Source organism: Tenacibaculum sp. FZY0031 (assembly GCF_036350695.1).
GTDB lineage: Bacteria > Bacteroidota > Bacteroidia > Flavobacteriales > Flavobacteriaceae > Polaribacter.
On sequence record NZ_JAZDVY010000005.1, the window covers coordinates 153,227 to 171,817 of the forward strand.

The window sequence follows — 18,591 nt, forward strand, 5'->3', positions numbered from 1 at the left end:
TTATGAGTAAAGGAAACATTAATGTATCGGTAGAAAATATATTTCCACTGATTAAAAAGTTCTTGTATTCTGATCACGAAATCTTTTTACGTGAGTTAATTTCTAACGGAACTGATGCTACTACAAAATTAAAACACCTTATTTCTATTGGTGAAGCTAAAACAGAATTAGGTGACGCTAAAATTGAAATTAGTATTGATAAAGATGCAAAAACCTTAACTGTAAAAGACCAAGGTCTTGGGATGACCGTGGATGAGGTTGAAAAATACATCAACCAAATTGCCTTTTCTGGAGCTGAAGAGTTCTTAGAAAAATACAAAGACGATAAAAACGAAACAGGTGTTATTGGTCACTTTGGTTTAGGGTTCTACTCTGCTTTTATGGTGGCTGATAAAGTAGAAATTTTTACCAAATCATTTAAAGACGAGCCTGCTGCTCACTGGACTTGTGATGGTTCTCCTGAATATACTTTGGTAGAACACGACAAATCTGACAGAGGTACAGAAATCGTATTACACATCGCGGAAGATTCTACTGAGTTTTTAGAAGAAGGAAAAATCCGTGGGCTTTTAACAAAATACAATCGTTTTAACCAAGTCCCAATTAAATTCGGAACCAAGAAAATAAACGATCCTGATTTCACTCCACAAACCACAAAAGACGAAGACGGTAAAGAAGTAACAGAGCCTCACAAACAAATTGAAGTAGACGATATCATCAACAATACGGAACCTGCATGGACTAAAAAACCAGCAGATTTAGAAGATGAAGATTATAAAAACTTCTACCGAGAGTTGTATCCGATGCAATTTGAAGAATCTTTATTCCACATTCACTTAAATGTAGACTATCCATTTAACTTAACAGGAATTTTATACTTCCCTAAGTTAACACAGAACTTGGATATGCAAAAGGATAAAATTCAATTATACCAAAACCAAGTTTTTGTAACAGATAATGTAGAAGGAATTGTTCCTGATTTCTTACAAATGTTAAAAGGGGTCATTGATTCTCCAGACATTCCGTTAAACGTTTCTCGTTCATATTTACAAGCAGACGGAGCTGTGAAGAAAATCTCTGGATACATCACAAAAAAAGTAGCAGATAAACTTTCTTCTTTATTCAAAAACAATCGTGAAGATTTTGAACAAAAATGGAACGACATCAAGGTTATTATTGAATATGGAATGTTATCGGAAGAGAAATTCTTTGACAAAGCGAAGAAGTTTGCCTTATACCCTACTGTTGATGATAAATTCTTTACGTTTGATGAATTAATTGAAAAAACGAAGGATACTCAAACAGATAAAGACGGAAATCATATTGTTTTATACGCGGCGCACAAAGATGCACAACACAGTTATATTGAAGATGCGAAAGCTAAAGGATACGAAGTACTCTTATTAGACTCTCCAATCGTTCCACATTTAATGCAAAAATTAGAAATGGAATCTGGAGATGCTAAAGTACAATTCAAACGTGTAGATGCTGACCATATTGATAACTTAATTAAGAAAGACGATACAGTAATTTCTAAACTTTCTGATGAAGAAAAAGAGAAACTAAAACCTGTTATCGAAGAAGCTGTAAATAACTCTAGCTATACCGTACAATTAGAAGCGATGGATTCTAGTGCTTCTCCTTTTATAATTACGGTACCAGAATTCATGCGTCGTATGAAAGAAATGAACGCTACTGGTGGCGGTGGAATGATGGGAATGGGTAACCTACCAGAAATGTACAACTTGGTAGTAAACACTAACCACGAATTAGTATCAGAAATTTTGTCTGCTGATCAAGACAAGCAAAAACAATTAGTTACACAAGCATTTGATTTAGCCAAATTATCTCAAAACCTATTGCATGGTGAAGAGTTAACCAACTTTATCAAACGTAGCTACGAATTAATAAAATAGTTCGAGTCTACTGAAATAAATTATTCAAATCCTCTTTGTTAATCCAAAGAGGATTTTGTTTTTTTGTAGAAAGTCATCTACCAAAAAACGAACTATGAATAACGATTACAAAAGCTCTAAATTTAAAGCCCTTCTTGATAAACTCCAGCAAGAAAGCTGGCAATTAGAATTACTTATAACTGGTTTTGCTATTTTTGGTCTCATAAATTTAATCGAACCTATTGAAGCTGCTATAAACGAATCTAAAGCACTACAAAACTTTGGTAGATTTTATTACCCTGTAATTAGGGCAGCTTGTTACATATTAATTATTAACTTGGTTATTCATGTTATTTTAAGAGGTTTATGGATTGGTGCAATTGGTTTAAGATATGTCTCTAACGATATAGATTATGACGTACTTGATTATAACAAACGTTTCACTAATTATTTAAAAAACAAAGTTGGTTCTTTTGATGAGTATATCGCAAAATTAGAAAACTATTGTAGTATTTTATTTGCTGTTACTTTTTTAACATTGTTCTACTTAATTTCTTTCTTTACAATACTTTTTATATTCATAATAGCTGGTAATTTTTTTATTGAATCAACTATTTTTTCTCAAACTTTAGGCTTAACTTTATTAGGTCTTTTTTCTATATTCTTACTATTTTTTTCCATTATCATATTTATAGATTTTATTACACTTGGATATTTAAAGAAAAAAGAATGGACATCATTTTTATATATGCCTATTTATAAAGTCTTTAGTATTCTTACTCTTTCTTTCTTATACAGACCTTTACTCTATAATCTTATAGATAATAAGTTCGGAAGAAGAATTGCCTTCATACTTTTTCCTTTATACATGTGTATATTTTATATTAGTAGTTTAAACAATGTAAGGTCAAATTATTTAGAAATTGATTCATATTCTTCAATGAATTATATTAGAAATAACAACTATTTAGATTTACTTCAAAAGAATGAGTTTGTTAAAGATGTAGCTATACCAACTAAGATAATTAACAAACCATACACTACACTATTTATTCCCTTTAAAAAGAAAACTGAAGATTTTATTTTAAATAGGAATACAAGCTTAAAACCAAGTGAAGATCAAAGAGGCTTAAAAAGTAATTTGTACAAAGTTTTCACTAAATCAAAAGGATATTCTGCCAAAAAAGATAGTATATACAGCAAATACCTAGCTGCTTTTAATGAGTCTTACAAAATTGAAATAGATAGCCTACAAATGCCTTCTAACTTTATAATTGTTAAAACAAATAAACAACTCGGGTTTGAAAACATTTTATCTCTAAAAGGTATTACAGAAGGAAAACATTTAATTTCTATTCATAGGAAAGTGTTAAATACAACAACAAAAAAAGAAAAACTTGAGCATGTAGCCCAAATCCCTTTTTGGTACTACAAGAACAATTAGTTTTAACAAAGCTAAGATGTTCTTTTTGGTATATTTGTTCACATTCAAAAATATAACCATGAAGAAAATCCTCTTAACCATAGTAGCTACGGCTACACTTCTTGCTTCTTGCAAACAAGAAAAAAAAGAAACGCTGAACACTCCTACTCCTGAAAACACGGAGTTTAACCAGTTACTAAAAGACTATAACGAAGGAAAACTACAATTAAATCCTGTAAGTGCAACTTTTGCAGGTGACAATCGTTTTAACGATCAATTTCCTAACACATTGTCAGACGAATATCAAGCGAAAAACAATGAATTTTTCAAAAATTACAAAGCTAAACTTAACAATTTTACAGATGCTGACTTAACCGAAAGTCAACAAATGAGTAAAGCGGTATTAGATTGGGACTGTGATATGGCATTGGCGCAAGCTAGCTATAAAAACGACTTATTAATGCCTATTAACCAAATGTGGACAATTAACCTTACCATGGGTCAATTGGCAAGTGGTAGTAGCGCACAACCTTTTAAAACAGTGGAAGATTACGGCAATTGGTTAAGTAGATTAGACCAATACAATACCTGGCTGCAATCGGCTAAAGAACGCATGCAAGAAGGAATGAATGAAGGATATGTATTACCTAAATCATTAATTCAAAAAGTAATTCCTCAATTTGAAAGCTTAACCGTTGTAAAAAAGTCTTCTGAAGGAATTACCGATTTTTCTGAACATTTATTTTATTCTCCAATAAACGCTTTACCTGCTGATTTTTCTGATGCTGATAAAACTAGATTAACAGAAGCGTATACCAACATATTGAATGATAAGTTAATTCCGTCATTCAAAGCCATGTATGAGTTCTTAAAAAACAACTATTTAGCTGCTGGTAGAGAAAGTAGCGGTATTTCTGATATTCCTAACGGAACAGCATACTATCAACACGCTATCAAAAATTATACGACTACCAATATGACTGCTGATGAAATTCATGAATTAGGGCTAAAAGAAGTCGCTCGAATTTTATCGGAAATGGAAAAAGTAAAAGAGCAAGTTGGATTTGAAGGAAGCTTAAAAGAGTTCTTTGATTTTGTCCGTAACAACAAAGAGTTAATGCCATATACAGAGCCGCAACAAATTATTGATAACTTTAACGCGATTCACGAAAAAATGAAGCCACAATTGGAAAAGTTATTTGGGAACAAGCCAAAAACTCCATTTGTGGTAAAGCAAACTGAAAAATTCAGAGAAGCATCAGCAAGTGCTGAATACAACCCGGGTTCGTTAGACGGAACTCGTCCAGGAGTTTTCTATACGCCAATTCCTGATGCTACTAAATACAACGTATTTTCTGATGAAGCGTTGTTTTTACACGAGGCGATTCCGGGGCACCACTATCAAATTTCATTAACACAAGAAAATAAAGACTTACCAGATTTTAGAAAAACGTTATGGTACAGTGCTTATGGTGAAGGTTGGGCCTTATATACTGAAAACCTAGGGAAAGAATTAGGCCTGTATACCGATCCTTATCAATACTTCGGAATGTTAGGTATGGAAATGCACCGAGCAATTCGTTTAGTAGTCGATACAGGAATGCATGCTAAAGGTTGGAGTCGTGAAAAAGCAATTCAATATTCATTAGACAACGAAGCAGAAGGTAAAGCAAGTATTATCTCTGAAATTGAGCGTTATATGGCGAACCCTGGACAAGCATTATCGTATAAAATTGGACAATTAAAAATCCGTGAATTACGAGCTAAGGCTAAAAAGGAATTAGGTGATAAATTCGATATTAAAGAATTCCATAATCAGGTTTTAGAAACTGGATGTATTCCATTGGCACTTTTAGAAAACAAAATTGACAAGTGGATAACTTCTCAAAAGTAACTTTGTAAATCTTCATAAAAAGTCCGTTCTACCTATTAAGAGCGGACTTTTTTAGTATTTTAGACCTCAATTTATGCATTATGAAATGAGCCATCAGGAATATTCATACCTATCAATATCTTTGTTGGTAAATTACATTCCTGTACTGAGCGCAGCCGAAGTGTGACCAATAAAAAACGATAAAAATAAACAGATGAAAAAGCTATTATACTCCCTATTCATTACTTCCTTTACTTTTGCTCAAACAAATACCGAAATTCATTTATTTGATATCAATTCTGAAAACGGAAAATGGAAAGTGACCAATGGAAAAAACATTTCAAATAATGATGGGTACGATAGCCAACCTTATTTTTATGATGACAACACCATTTTGTTTGCTTCCAATAGAAATGGACAAACCGATATTGTAAAATATTCTATGAATAGCGGAACTAAGAGCTTTATGAATCATACGCCCAATGGAGGCGAATATTCTCCGCAACGAATTCCCAACTCAAAAGATGTTTCTGCTGTACGTTTAGATGATAATGGCTTACAACGTTTTTATCAATATAACTTTAAAACAGGTAAAAGTAAAGAACTAATTAAAGACTTGGTAGTAGCATACCCAATGTGGTATACTAAAAACCTTGTAATTTCTTCCGTAATTGTAAATGATACTCTTGAACTTTATATGAGTGACTTAAAAAAGAACACAAACATCTCAGTAGCTAAACAAACTGGACGTTCATTTCATAAAATTCCAAACTCTAACTTAGTTAGTTTCATGAAACAAAATGGTAAAAAATGGGAAGTTTGGTCATTAAATCCTATTTCTAAAGAAACCAAAAAAATCGTTTCTACGGGAACCAGTCAAGATGTTTGTTGGCTTCCTGATGGTAGGTTGTTAATTGCTTATCAGAACATGATTTTTCAATACACCCCTAGAACTAACAAAAAGGTATCTGTTTTTCACCAGTTTAAAAATGAAAACATTAATAATATTTCAAGAATTATGGCAAATTCTGAAGGAACAAAACTAGCAATCGTAGCAGAAGTATCTCCTAGAACTTTAGCGCAAGAACAATTAGAGGCTTATAATAAAAGAGATATAGAAGCTTTTTTAAAACCTTACGCTAAAGATGTAAAAGTGTACAGTTACCCAAATAAATTAGAATATGAAGGTATTGAAGAAATGCGCAAACGATATGCTCCTAAGTTTGAAACCACAAAAGATTTACACTGTAAGATTATTAGTAGAATAGTTAAAGGAAACGTGGTGATAGATGAAGAAGAAGTTACAGCAAACGGAGCTACTTTTCAAGCTATTGCCGTTTATGAAATAGTTAGTGGAAAAATTGCTGTGGTTAGGTTTATTCGCTAACAATATTTTACATTTTTAACCTTTTAGTAAAGTGATTTTTTAAAAAATAAATTTGCACAAAAACCATTAGGGTAAAAAAGAAACATGCACACAGCATTAAATTAGATACTGTAATACCTTCAAATAAATTAGGTATTTGAATAGTTGATAAGTAATCTATTCTCATCTTGGGTATTTTTAACCAACTCAATGAAGTTCCTTTTGACACAAACAACATGCTAATAGCTAACACACTAGCTAACACACCCCATACTTTTTTAGAAATTAATGGTGTCGCTTTATAAATAGAGGATTCCTCTTCTTTTAAAATAGCACCCATAATATTTGCAGTAAAATCAATAGACGGTGCTTCCTCTTCTATTTCGTTGATATACTTTTTGGTAAAAGCATCTAACTCTTTTATGTTTTTATTTTCTTCCATAATGATCAATCAATTCTGGTGCTACTTTTTTTTCTACTATATTCAGTAAACTCTTTCTCGCTCTGTGTAATTTCACTTTAACATTCGCTTCAGAAAAATCAGTTACCGATACGATTTCCTTCAAACTTAGTTCTTCAAAATAAAACATCCATAAAATGGAACGCTCCTCTTCTGGTAAACTTAACAAACAACTATTTATTACTCGTGCTCGTTCTTTTTGTTCAATACCTTCTAAAATACCATCCGTAGATTGGATTCTGTTGATGACAACCTCATCAATTGGGTTGGTTATGTATTTTTCTTTATTCTTTTTCAAACTATCTAAACAAGTTCTATACGTTATTTTATACAGCCAAGTAGAAAACTTTGACTCCCCTTTAAACTTAGGTAAATTTCTATAAGCTTTGATAAAAGTATCTTGTGATATCTCTTCAGCTTCCTCTCTACTCTTTACCATTTTTAACGCTAACGAAAACACCATTACTTTATACTTTTCTACTAAAAAAGCATAAGCGTTCGTATCTCCTTTAAGAATTTTATCTATGTACGTTTGATCGTTAATAATAGTCATTTTATACTATGACTGTACCATCTTAGAAAAGGTTACAAGTATTTTTAAAAAAAAGTAAAAATTTTCTGTAACCTTTTTTAAAGTACAACTGTCATACTTGCAAACACATTAAAAATAATCATTTTAAACTTAAAAATATGGAAGTAGCAATTGTATTTATGTTCTTGTTTGCAGTAATATTCGGAATTTTTTATCTATTCTATTCAACAAGAAATAAAGAACGTTTAGCTTTAATTGAAAAAGGTGTAGATGCCAAAATTTTTATGCAAGGCGAAAAAAAACGTTCTACACTAACAGGAAGAGTTATTATCTTAAACTTGGCCTTATTAGCTATGGGAATAGGTGTTGGCGTTTTATTAGGAGCTATTTTAAGTTCTTTCTTTGGTTATAATGGTCCATGGGAAACACGCCCAGTAGATGCTATTGATGCTGAGGTTTTCTTTGTAGCTTCTATTTTTCTGTGTGCTGGCGGCGCTTTATTAATCGGTTTCAATCAAACTAAAAAATTAGACAACGAATAAAGTTTGTTTAAATAAACACGTACTTGAATAAATATGTTAAAAGAGAATAAAGCTAATTTTATTCTCTTTTTTGTTTTGTAATTTAGTAAACTAAATTCCTTAACATGAGAAAATTCACCATACTATTCTTACTTATTTCTACCAATATATTAGCGCAAACCGATACAAAAATATACGATATTATCAATGCTATTTCTAGTGACAGAATTAAAGCTGATATTACGACACTAGCTAACTTTGGTACCCGTCATACATTAAGCGATACCATTTCTAATACGCGTGGAATTGGTGCAGCACGTCGTTGGATTAAGTCTGAATTCGATAAAATTTCTTCCGATTGTAATCATTGTCTAGAGGTATTTTATCAAAAAGACTTGGTAAAAAAAGGAACCAATGCTAGAATTACTAAAAATGTTTGGGTGGTAAATGTAGTGGCTATTCAAAAAGGTACTAAATATCCAAACAATTACATTGTAATGAGTGGCGATATTGATTCAAGAATTTCCGATCCTAATAATTTTACCGATGATGCACCTGGGGCTAACGACAACGCGTCTGGAATGGCGGGTACTATTGAAGCTGCTCGTGTATTAAGTAACTATACCTTTGAAAATAGTATTATTTACGTAGGACTGTCTGGTGAAGAACAAGGTTTGTTTGGTGGAAAAGGATTGGCTGCCTACGCCAAGGAAAAAAACTGGAATATTGTGGGGGTTATGAATAATGATATGATTGGAAATATTAAAGGTGTTGACGGCGTAATTGATAATCGTACGTTTAGAATCTTTTCTGAACCTGTGCCTCCTACCGAAACTGAACGTCAACGAAAAGCGCGTCGCTTTTACGGTGGTGAGGTAGACGGAATTTCACGTCAGCTAGCACGTTATATATACAAAACTACCAAAACGTATATGCCTGAAATGAATCCGAAAATGATTTATCGCCTAGATAGGTTTGGTCGTGGCGGGCATCACCGACCTTTTAACGATGCTGGTTTTGCGGGTATTCGAATTATGGAAGCACATGAAAACTATACGCAACAACACCAAGACATTAGAACTGAGAATGGTATTGAATACGGAGATCGTTTACAATTTGTAAATTTTGAATATGCTAAAAAATTAACAGCTGTAAATGCTATCAATTTAGCTAGCATTGCTGCTGCTCCACCTTCGCCTAAAAATGTAGGAATTGGCGGTATTGTTGAAGCATCTGCCAAACTTAAATGGGATAAGGTAAATGATGCCAAAGGCTATAAAATTTACTGGAGAGATACCACTTCTCCTACTTGGGATAACTTTAAATATGTAGAAAATATTACTGAGTTTACCTTAGAGGGAATTGTCTTAGATAACTATTTCTTTGGAGTAAGTGCTGTAGGTAAAAACGGACATGAAAGCATCGTTTCGTTCCCTTCAAAAATTATACGTTAAATGGACAATAAACCTCATCTATATTTTAAAACACATATGGAGTGGAGAGCTTGGTTATTCGATAATCATAATGAAAGTGATGGAGTCCATTTAATTTTATACAAAGTTGACTTAGCCATACCTAGTATGCGTTGGGAAGAAGCTGTGAAAGTAGCTTTGTGCTTTGGTTGGATAGATAGTACTGTGAAAAGTTTAGGCGATGGTAAAAGACGGCAATACTTCTGCCCCAGAAAACCTAAAAGTGTTTGGAGTGCTTTAAATAAAAAATACATCAAAGAGCTGACTGCCTCCAATTTAATGCATGCTTCGGGAATTACTTCTGTTAAAATTGCTAAAGAAAATGGCTCTTGGAATGCTTTAGACACTGTAGAAAATTTAATTATTCCTAATGATTTACAGGTTCAATTTGATAAAAACCCAACTGCTTTTAACAACTATCAAAACTTTGCTCCATCCTATCGTAAGAGCTACTTATACTGGGTACACCAAGCCAAAAGAGAAACTACGAGAACTAAACGAATTCACGAAGTAATTCGTTTGTGCAAAGCCAACATAAAGTCTAAATAAACTGTTAAATTTTATAATATAATTAACAATATTAAACAATAATAAAAGTAAATTGCTACTCTTATTATTTATCAACTCAAACAAATTATTATGTTTACCAAAAAACTACAGTTAGTTTGTTTATTTTTTTTAACCATTTCAATAATGGGCATACAAGACATGAATGCTCAAAAAAGGAAAAAGAAAAAGAACAAAGCTAAAACAGAAGTTTCTTCTGCATCAAAAAAGAAACCCCAAAAAACAATTAAAAGCTTAACAAAAAGCAGTAAAAAATTAGACGGTCTATTTACTATTTACCAAGACTCTGTTACTGGAGATGTTAAATTATTACTGAAGAAAGAACAGTTAAATAAAGACTTTATTTACTTCTCGCAAATTGCTGACGGTGTTACAGAAGCAGGTGCTTTTAGAGGGGCTTATAGAGGTTCAAGTATTTTCAACATAAAAAAACACTTCAATAAAATTGAATTTGTTGCTCCTAATACTTCATTTTATTTTGATGAAAACAATGCGATTTCTAAGTCGGCGAAGGCAAATATTAGTGATGCGATTATAGCCAGCACTAAAATTTTAGCCTCTGATGAGAAAAAAGGAGAATATTTAATCGACGCTAATCCTTTATTTATTTCTGAAGCATTTACTCGAATTAAAGCTCCAAACTTCCCTAAAAGTTCACCTTTTGCATTTAAATTAGGTAGATTCGATAAAAACAAGTCGAAAATAAACACCATAAAAAACTATCCTGAAAACACCAATCTTAAAACTGAATATGTGTATAACAACCCTACAGTTTTAAACCAAGGATCTACAGCCATTAAAGATGGTAGATATATTTCTATAAAGGTTTTTCATACGTTTATGAACCTTCCTGAAAACAACTACCAAGCGAGAATGGATGACCCTAGAGTAGGTTATTTTTTAACCAATACTAACGATATGACCTCTACACAAACAGTGAATTATAGAGATTTTATACACCGTTGGAAACTTGTTAAGAAAAATCCTGAGCTAGCTATTTCAGAACCTGTAAAACCAATTACTTGGTGGATTGAGAACTCAACACCTAAAGAGTTTATTGAAACTATAAAGGAAGGTGTTTTAGCGTGGAACGAGGCTTTTGAAAAAGCGGGATTCAAAAATGCTATGGTTGTAAAAGTTCAACCAGAGGATGCTACATGGGATGCTGGCGATGTTCGCTACAATGTGTTGCGATGGACTTCTTCTCCTAACCCTCCATTTGGTGGTTACGGACCAAGTTTTGTAAACCCAAAAACAGGTGAGATTTTAGGAGCTGACATCATGCTTGAATACGTTCATTTTACCAATCGCGTGAAATACAATAAAATATTTGGAGAGGTGTCTAAAGCTTCTTCGGAAGAAGAGGCACGTGCTATTTTTACAAGTGAAAACAACCACATGTACTGTTCAGCAGGTCATTTAATGCATGAAAACACCATGTTTGGTAAGACGGTTTTAGCAGCGACAGGTGCATCTGATTTAGCAATGGAAGGTATGAAAAGAGAAGCTATGAAATCATTAATCATGCACGAAGTTGGTCATACATTAGGTTTAAACCACAATATGAAAGCAAGTCAGTTGTTTTCTCCTGAGCAACTAGCCGATGCTGATTTTATAAAAGGAAAATGCTTAACTGGTTCTGTTATGGACTATGCCGCTATCAATTTAACACTTGATAGAAGTAAACAAGGACAATATTACGATACTGCGGTAGGACCTTATGATATTTGGGCTATCCAATACGGTTATACTCCTTTTAAGAACAGAGCTGAAATGGATGCGTTATTAGCGCAATCAACAAAACCAGAATTAATTTTTGGTAATGATGCAGACGATATGCGTTCTCCTGGTAAAGCGATAGATCCTCGTGTAATGACAGGTGATTTATCAAACGATCAAATCAAATATTCAATTGACCGCATTAAGCTGGCTAATAACATGATGTTTACTATTAAACAGCGTTTTGCTAAAGAAGGACAAACTTATGAAGAGCTTAGAAATGCTTATTATATCTTAAATGGTCAAGCTGCTAGAGCAGGTGATGTAATTTCTAGGTTTATAGGTGGTGTTTATGTAGACAGAGCTGTGTCGGGTCAGGAAAATGCTAGTCAACCATACACACCTGTTAGTTTAGCAGATCAAAAAAGAGCTATGGACGCTTTAAAAACTTACATTTTTGCTCCAGATGCCTTTAATGCTCCTAAAGATTTATACAATTATTTAGCAAAACAAAGACGTGGTTTTAACTTCTTTGCAAGGTCTGAAGATCCTAAAATTCATGCAGAAGTATTAAGCTATCAAAAAAGAGTGCTAAACCATATTTTACACAGAAACACTTTGCAAAGAATTTCTGATTCAGAATTGTATGGAAATCAGTATAAACTGGCTACTTTTATGACAGACCTTAACAATGCGATTTTTAAGGTGGATGTAAATACCAATATCAACTCTTTCCGCCAAAACTTACAAACAGAGTATACTAAGATGTTATTAAAAATGGTTAATGAAAAAAGTAAATATACAAATGCTTCTAAAGCCATGGCCTTATATAACTTAAATAGAATTAAGTCATGGGTAAGTAATGGTGTTGGAAATATTGCCACAAAAGCTCATAAAAATCAATTAAAACTGTTAATTAATAATACTCTTAAAGACGTAAAATAATAGTATTAATAACCATCATACAACCCCATCATTACAAAATGATGGGGTTTCTTTTTTACCACACACTTATAACTAACTTTTAATTACCATGTAATAAACCTAATAGAAAGGATATTTAGGTAGATTCTAAATGATTTTTTAGTATTTTGTACTCCAATCAATAAACTATATGCAACTAGAATCCCTCGTTAAAAATTTTAAAAACAAAGATGTAAAAGCTTTTGAAAGCCTCTACGAAATGTACAAACAAAGCGTTACTGGTGTAATTTTCAATATTGTTAGAGATCAGACGGTAGCTGAAGAAATAACACAAGATGTTTTTATAAAAGCTTGGAATAATGCAAATACTTATTCTGAGAAAAAAGGACGTTTTTTTACATGGATTATCAATATTGCCCGAAATGCTGCTATTGATAAAACAAGATCTAAAAACTTTAAGAACAATTCAAAAAACCTTGATGCCGAAATTTTCGTAGATATATTAGAGAACCACGATAGTTTGGACTCTAAAACAGATGCAATTGGTATAAAAAACTTTGTAAACAAGTTAAAAGATACTTGTATTAAGGTTATAGAGCTTCTTTATTTTAAAGGCTTTACACAAAAGGAAGTTTCTGAAAGTTTAAAAATACCCCTTGGTACTGTAAAAACAAGAAGCCGAAATTGTATTAACGAATTAAGACTTATGCTTAAATAATGGCTACAAACAAACACATAGAATCTGGAATATTAGAACTCTATATAGCTGGGGCTCTTTCTGATAAAGAAAATGAGCAAGTATATGGGTTAATGATGGAACATCCTGAGGTTTTAGAAGAGGTAAAAGAAATTGAAAAGTCTATTTCTATACTTACTTCTCATGTTGCTCCTAAAAATGCTAAAAATTCTTTTAAAGACGTTTTAATAAAAATGTTACAAGAAAAAGAAAATTCAGCCAACACAATTCCTTTACGAACATCAAAAAATAATTGGGTAACTTATACTGGGTGGGCTGCTGCCTTAGTAGTTGGGAGTACTTTAATTTTATCGTTAAATAAGAGTGCTAATTTACAAGGTCAAATAGACACGATTAATGAATCAAAAGAGCAGTATGAAATTCAATTAGATAAAACTAATGCTGATTTAGCTGAAAACAAAAAACTTTTAGCAGTAATAAGAAGCAAAGAAATAGTTACGGTTCCATTACAGGGGCAAAAAGTGTATCCTGAAGCCTATGCTAAAGTATACTGGAACAAAAGCTCAAAAAATATATATTTAGATGTTCAAGGTTTACCCAATCCTCCAGAAGGAAAGGTGTACCAAGTATGGTCTTTAAAACTTGATCCTTTGGCTCCTACTAGCTTAGGAACTATAGATCAATTTACAGCTAGTGATACTAAAATATTCACTATTGAAAACCCAAATGATTCACAAGCTTTTGGTATAACTTTAGAGCCAGCCGGTGGAAGTGAAACACCTACTTTAGAACAATTATACACTCTGGGTGCAGTATAAACAACAATCTATTCATAAATTAATATAGCCGCTTAAAGCGGCTATATTTTTGTTGCCATTAATCCTTCTAAAAAAATGACAACTCATGAAGTCCCCCCGGACTATCATTTTTTTTTAAAAAGAATATCGTATGGTGGCTTTAGCAGAAAACGGTGTTCCTGGTGTAAAGTGAATTTCTTCTACAGGGTTGGGTTCATTTTGTAGCCTTGATTCTGTAGCAAATTGTGTTTCGTTCCAAGCTACGTCAAAAATATTTTCCAAAGCAACCCCAAATGTTATGTTATTTACTTTATAGCTAACATTGGCATCGGTAACAAAATAACCTTCTGCTACAATTGAATTATCTTCATTTGCTGGTCTGTCTCCTATATATCGGTAATTCATTCCTCCTGAAAAATTCTTAAAATTAGTTACAGATAAGCCTCCTGTTACAGTTACTTTAGGAGCTAAAGGAACATTGTTTTCTCCAGATGGGGCTTCAATACTTTTGGCTTTTGTATAAGTAGCATCGCTGTCAAAATATAACCAATTTGTTAATTGATATCTAAGACCTAAATCGATACCATACCGTTGTGTTTCTCCTGAAGGCTCTACAATACCTACATCTCCAACATATACCAATTCATCTTCTGAAAGCAAATACCATACTGCTGAATTTATAGCTATTTTTGAAGTAGGTTTCCAAACTGTTCCTAAATCAACACCGTAGGCTCTAGGCAAAGTTTTTTTATTAGGTTGTGTTGCCACTACCCTAGTATCATTTGAGTGAAACCCTATTCCTGATTTTAAAAACCATTGAATTTTTTGGTTTGGAGTATAGGTTAGATTAATTTTAGGATTGACAACCACTTGCGATTCCGAAAATGTTTTATACTCTTGTAATAAATAATCATTGTAGTTAAATTTTAGATAGTCTAAGCGTAACGCTGGTGCCACCATAAATTTCCCAAACTCAAATTCACTATTTACAAAAGCGTAATAGTTGGTTTGGTTTACCTTTCCTAATTGAATTTGGTCTAATACTTCTTTTCTTTGTAGCGTATGTGATAGCTCTAAATTATCTACGATATCAGCGCGTAACCCTGTTCCAAAAGTTAGTTCTACAGGTGTATTTGACACGTATGTCTTCTTTTTAAACTGTGTATTGAACCCAAAAATATCTCTATTTTCAGTTTGCTTTATTTGATCTCCGTTTACAGGATCGTCTAAAAAGAAAGTAAAGTTTGAAAATAAATTGAAATTATAGTTCGAATAAAAAACATTTGACGTTACGCTAATATCATTCTTTAAAACTTTTGAGTGTTCTAAATTTATGTTTGTTCTCGAGGTTGTTCCTCCTTCAGTATCATCTATTGAACCAAAACGAGTAATATTTCCATTATCAACTTCTCTTTGTGGTATTTGTCCAGAAGCGTCCCATTTACTCGTAAAATGTGAAGCTGATAATGATAAACTACTATTGTCTTTTAAAAAAGTTCTATATTTCGTAAAAATATTAATTCGGCTAAAATTCTGAGGAGACTCTACAAAACCATCTGTTGCTAAATATTCAATAGCTACATAGGCATTATCAGTACTATTTTTGTCTAATAAATTAAACATTCCTAAAGTTCTAAAAGTATTGAACTGCCCTATACCAACTTCAATTTCGCTATTTTCTAAATATGTTTTTGTTTTAAAATCTACATATCCAGCGGTATTAAAATCACCTTTACTAGCGTAGTAAGGCCCTTTTCCGAAGTTTATTTTTTCAATCGTTTCAGGAATAATAAAGTGTAAATCACTATACCCTTGTCCATGTGCATGAGAAACCATATTTACTGGTGTTCCATCTACCGACAATGCTATATCAGTACCATGATCGATATCAAAACCTCTTAAAAATATTTGTTCTGCTTTTCCTCCACCCGCATGTTGACCTATAAAAAGCCCTGGTACTCGTTGTAATATTTGTTGAGATGAACTTACTGGTTTTTTATCTAAATCAACTCTAACAATTGTTTGTAATGGATCTCTTTTATTAGACAGTACCATTTCATCTAATAAAAAACTTTTCATTTCTAAGACAATTACTTTAGATGATCTTAAATCATCACGATCTAATTGTAGCTTGATTTTTTTATATCCTAGAATTCCAAATTCAATAATATCTCCTACTTTTGAATTATCTAAGATAAAATCTCCATTAACTTTCGTATGTGTATGACTATTACTGGTAGTGTTGTATACGTACACATTTTCTAAAGGCTTTTTATTAGTATTAAATACCTTTCCTTTAAATTGTTGCGAAAATACATGACAACTACCTAGCAATAATGCTAAAAATAAAATATTTGCTTTCAAAATACTGGGGTTTAACTATATACTTAAAATTTTTTCTGTCATCAACGGACCTAATTCAAAAGAGCTTTCTAGCAACTCATCTTTTAAAGCCATAGCTTTATCATTAATTCCATTTGCTTTGTAAATTTCAGCTATATGATATTGTATTTCGGGCTCGAAAGTTTTATCTACTACATGTGTATTAATTACTTCTAAAGCTTTTTTAAACTCTTTATTTTTGTAATAATACCAAGCTAGTAAATCGTATGATTGTGGCGTAGGCCTGCTCTCAATTTCTTTTTCTATGTACGATAATGCGTTAGCTGTATCGTTAAATTCTTCTAGATATAACTTCGCTAAATGCTGATGATACATCACACCATACAAGCTATTTTTCACAGCCGATAAATATACCTCTATATTACTTTCTTTCATTGTTAAATTATTCTTAAACTCAGCTATTTCTGCCTTTAACAAATAGTAATCTGGTGAGGAATGTTCGTCACTTATGATATCTAAAATTCGGAGTGCTTCGTCTGCATTTTTATCATGAGAATATACAATCCAAGCAATGCCTTTTTTGGCATACGCATTACTGTTATCTAATTCTAGTGCTTTTAAGTATAAATTATAAGCATCTTTTACTTGTCCGTTATGACCGTAGAAATCAGCTAAATTAGTATAGCTCCAAGCTTTTAATTCCTTGTTATTTGCTTCTTCAGCTTTTTTCATCGCCTTTTCCATAAAACGAATTGCTGAAGACAAATCTCCTTTATAATCATGCCATTTAGAAACTCTAATTAAGTAGTCAAAGTCGGCATAATCCTCAATTTTGGCTAAATATTCTGAAGCTTTGTTAGGTTCTCCTAACTCTAAATAAACATCAAATAGCATTTTTTGAGTCGCTTTTAAATTCTCTCCATTTATTGCTGCTTTTTTTAGCAATTCTAACGATTCTTTAAATCGGTGTTGAGAAATATAGTTTCTTGCTAATGATCGTAAATATGAAGCTTTGTTATAATTTGTTTTTTGATTAATTTGTAACAGCTTTTTCTCCGCTTCTATCAAGTAAGAAATAGTTCCTTTTTCTGAGAAAAGTAACGTATTAGCCTTTGCTATTTTGCTTAAATACGGATATTGTGTTGGCTGATTATTAAGTTTTTTCTGCCAAAAGTTTAGTTCTTTTTGCGCTAACGACTCTGAAGCAGTCATCGTATTCTCTAAGTACTTATTATACTCTTCTTGGTTAGCTACCTTTGTTGTTTTTGAAGAGGTACAACTCACCATGGCGCTACTTAAAATAGCACATATAATTAGGTTAATAGTTTTCATTTTAGAAGGATTTTTAGTTTGTAATTTGTTTAAAAATTGGTTGCTAAAAAGCAACCAATTTCACCCCTAGGAGGGTTAGTCATCCCGTTCTACCAAGGACTTGCCAAATATGGAAAAGAACTTAAGAAGTCTTTATCATTTCCATCTACATGATCATCTGACAATGTTGGGTTTTCGGAAAAATCTTCCCCTCCAAAAATCAATAATAATTCAACTGTAATTACGTCGTCTGCTAAAGCTCTCCCTGTTAACACATTAGTACCGTCATAAAAAGTTGTTGTACCATCTAATGAAACAGTTAGCACGTCAGTTGCTAAAACGCTGGCAAAAGTGGCAGCATCTAAACCTAATGCATTTGCATCACCATCATTTGCGTAGGCTGGACTTAATGCTTTTAAATTCGCTTCAAACATGGCAGCGAAGTTTGCTCCTTGTTCAGACGGTATTGTAACGTTAAACGCATCTTTCATATCACTATTTACAAAAACTGTGTTCACTGCTGGTCTACCCATTTGGTCTTTTTGCATATAACTTCCTGAAAAATCAATAGAAGCCATTGGAGGTACATTGTTATCGTCGTCACTACAACTTGCTAAAGCAAAAGTTGATAGGATTAAAATTGCTAAAATTTTTATATTGTTAAGTTTCATGTCTTTTATTTTTAAAGTTG

General features: G+C 32.4%; 15 protein-coding genes. 10 read left to right on the forward strand and 5 right to left on the reverse strand.

Annotated features, from left to right (window positions below; translation table 11 throughout):
* Nucleotides 1–2: 2 nt before the first annotated feature.
* From htpG to V1T75_RS08565, 4 genes are all read left to right on the forward strand, one after another.
* The gene (gene htpG, locus V1T75_RS08550; protein ID WP_330488131.1) at nt 3–1,916 is read left to right on the forward strand and encodes a molecular chaperone HtpG; all 1,914 of its coding nucleotides are present in this window, start codon (nt 3–5) and stop codon (nt 1,914–1,916) included.
* A 94-nt stretch (nt 1,917–2,010) separates the two neighbouring features.
* Entirely contained in the window at nt 2,011–3,339 is a 1,329-nt protein-coding gene (locus tag V1T75_RS08555; RefSeq protein WP_330488132.1) for a hypothetical protein, read from the forward strand.
* A gap of 58 nt (nt 3,340–3,397) precedes the next feature.
* A complete protein-coding gene (locus V1T75_RS08560; RefSeq protein WP_330488133.1) occupies nt 3,398–5,212 on the forward strand; it encodes a DUF885 domain-containing protein in 1,815 nt (604 codons plus the stop codon).
* Nucleotides 5,213–5,405: 193 nt separating this feature from the next.
* Nucleotides 5,406–6,578: a nuclear transport factor 2 family protein gene (locus tag V1T75_RS08565; RefSeq protein ID WP_330488134.1), complete on the forward strand. Its 1,173-nt coding sequence runs from the start codon at nt 5,406–5,408 to the stop codon at nt 6,576–6,578.
* A 7-nt stretch (nt 6,579–6,585) separates the two neighbouring features.
* Here V1T75_RS08565 and V1T75_RS08570 read toward each other — a convergent pair whose 3' ends face one another.
* Nucleotides 6,586–6,999, reverse strand: coding sequence for a hypothetical protein (locus V1T75_RS08570; protein ID WP_330488135.1), 414 nt, complete (start codon nt 6,997–6,999; stop codon nt 6,586–6,588).
* Entirely contained in the window at nt 6,986–7,570 is a 585-nt protein-coding gene (locus V1T75_RS08575; protein WP_330488136.1) for an RNA polymerase sigma factor, read from the reverse strand. The genes V1T75_RS08570 and V1T75_RS08575 overlap by 14 nt, the downstream gene beginning before the upstream one ends.
* 137 nt (nt 7,571–7,707) lie before the next feature.
* On the opposite strand from V1T75_RS08575, the gene V1T75_RS08580 reads away from it, so the two are divergent.
* The 6 genes from V1T75_RS08580 (at nt 7,708) to V1T75_RS08605 (ending at nt 14,267) form a co-directional block, all read left to right on the forward strand.
* Nucleotides 7,708–8,091, forward strand: coding sequence for a DUF6249 domain-containing protein (locus V1T75_RS08580; RefSeq protein WP_330488137.1), 384 nt, complete (start codon nt 7,708–7,710; stop codon nt 8,089–8,091).
* Between the two features lie 104 nt (nt 8,092–8,195).
* The gene (locus tag V1T75_RS08585; RefSeq protein ID WP_330488138.1) at nt 8,196–9,524 is read left to right on the forward strand and encodes a M28 family peptidase; all 1,329 of its coding nucleotides are present in this window, start codon (nt 8,196–8,198) and stop codon (nt 9,522–9,524) included.
* The gene (locus V1T75_RS08590; protein ID WP_330488139.1) at nt 9,525–10,091 is read left to right on the forward strand and encodes a YdeI/OmpD-associated family protein; all 567 of its coding nucleotides are present in this window, start codon (nt 9,525–9,527) and stop codon (nt 10,089–10,091) included.
* A gap of 144 nt (nt 10,092–10,235) precedes the next feature.
* On the forward strand, nt 10,236–12,773 hold the full coding sequence (locus tag V1T75_RS08595; protein WP_330488140.1) for a zinc-dependent metalloprotease: 2,538 nt from the start codon (nt 10,236–10,238) through the stop codon (nt 12,771–12,773).
* 169 nt (nt 12,774–12,942) lie between these two features.
* Nucleotides 12,943–13,470, forward strand: a complete 528-nt coding sequence (locus tag V1T75_RS08600; RefSeq protein WP_330488141.1) for an RNA polymerase sigma factor — start codon at nt 12,943–12,945, stop codon at nt 13,468–13,470.
* The gene (locus V1T75_RS08605) at nt 13,470–14,267 is read left to right on the forward strand and encodes an anti-sigma factor (protein ID WP_330488142.1); all 798 of its coding nucleotides are present in this window, start codon (nt 13,470–13,472) and stop codon (nt 14,265–14,267) included. The genes V1T75_RS08600 and V1T75_RS08605 overlap by 1 nt, the downstream gene beginning before the upstream one ends.
* 114 nt (nt 14,268–14,381) lie before the next feature.
* Here the strand turns inward: V1T75_RS08605 and V1T75_RS08610 are convergent, their stop codons facing one another.
* The 3 genes from V1T75_RS08610 to V1T75_RS08620 all read right to left on the reverse strand — a co-directional run bounded on the left by V1T75_RS08610 (nt 14,382) and on the right by V1T75_RS08620 (nt 18,571).
* Nucleotides 14,382–16,610, reverse strand: a complete 2,229-nt coding sequence (locus V1T75_RS08610; RefSeq protein ID WP_330488143.1) for a TonB-dependent receptor — start codon at nt 16,608–16,610, stop codon at nt 14,382–14,384.
* Nucleotides 16,611–16,625: 15 nt separating this feature from the next.
* Nucleotides 16,626–17,921: a tetratricopeptide repeat protein gene (locus tag V1T75_RS08615; protein WP_330488144.1), complete on the reverse strand. Its 1,296-nt coding sequence runs from the start codon at nt 17,919–17,921 to the stop codon at nt 16,626–16,628.
* 89 nt (nt 17,922–18,010) lie between these two features.
* On the reverse strand, nt 18,011–18,571 hold the full coding sequence (locus tag V1T75_RS08620; RefSeq protein ID WP_330488145.1) for a DUF4331 family protein: 561 nt from the start codon (nt 18,569–18,571) through the stop codon (nt 18,011–18,013).
* Between the last annotated feature and the right edge of the window lie 20 nt (nt 18,572–18,591).

What these genes read in the sequence shown, in the direction of transcription:
- V1T75_RS08575 (WP_330488136.1), bottom strand. Translation starts at nt 7,570, where the DNA reads ATGACTATTATTAACGATCAAACGTACATAGATAAAATTCTTAAAGGA.
- V1T75_RS08555 (WP_330488132.1), top strand. Translation starts at nt 2,011, where the DNA reads ATGAATAACGATTACAAAAGCTCTAAATTTAAAGCCCTTCTTGATAAA.
- V1T75_RS08580 (WP_330488137.1), top strand. Translation starts at nt 7,708, where the DNA reads ATGGAAGTAGCAATTGTATTTATGTTCTTGTTTGCAGTAATATTCGGA.
- V1T75_RS08605 (WP_330488142.1), top strand. Translation starts at nt 13,470, where the DNA reads ATGGCTACAAACAAACACATAGAATCTGGAATATTAGAACTCTATATA.
- V1T75_RS08570 (WP_330488135.1), bottom strand. Translation starts at nt 6,999, where the DNA reads ATGGAAGAAAATAAAAACATAAAAGAGTTAGATGCTTTTACCAAAAAG.
- V1T75_RS08615 (WP_330488144.1), bottom strand. Translation starts at nt 17,921, where the DNA reads ATGAAAACTATTAACCTAATTATATGTGCTATTTTAAGTAGCGCCATG.
- V1T75_RS08590 (WP_330488139.1), top strand. Translation starts at nt 9,525, where the DNA reads ATGGACAATAAACCTCATCTATATTTTAAAACACATATGGAGTGGAGA.
- V1T75_RS08620 (WP_330488145.1), bottom strand. Translation starts at nt 18,571, where the DNA reads ATGAAACTTAACAATATAAAAATTTTAGCAATTTTAATCCTATCAACT.
- V1T75_RS08585 (WP_330488138.1), top strand. Translation starts at nt 8,196, where the DNA reads ATGAGAAAATTCACCATACTATTCTTACTTATTTCTACCAATATATTA.
- V1T75_RS08595 (WP_330488140.1), top strand. Translation starts at nt 10,236, where the DNA reads ATGGGCATACAAGACATGAATGCTCAAAAAAGGAAAAAGAAAAAGAAC.
- V1T75_RS08565 (WP_330488134.1), top strand. Translation starts at nt 5,406, where the DNA reads ATGAAAAAGCTATTATACTCCCTATTCATTACTTCCTTTACTTTTGCT.
- V1T75_RS08560 (WP_330488133.1), top strand. Translation starts at nt 3,398, where the DNA reads ATGAAGAAAATCCTCTTAACCATAGTAGCTACGGCTACACTTCTTGCT.
- htpG (WP_330488131.1), top strand. Translation starts at nt 3, where the DNA reads ATGAGTAAAGGAAACATTAATGTATCGGTAGAAAATATATTTCCACTG.
- V1T75_RS08600 (WP_330488141.1), top strand. Translation starts at nt 12,943, where the DNA reads ATGCAACTAGAATCCCTCGTTAAAAATTTTAAAAACAAAGATGTAAAA.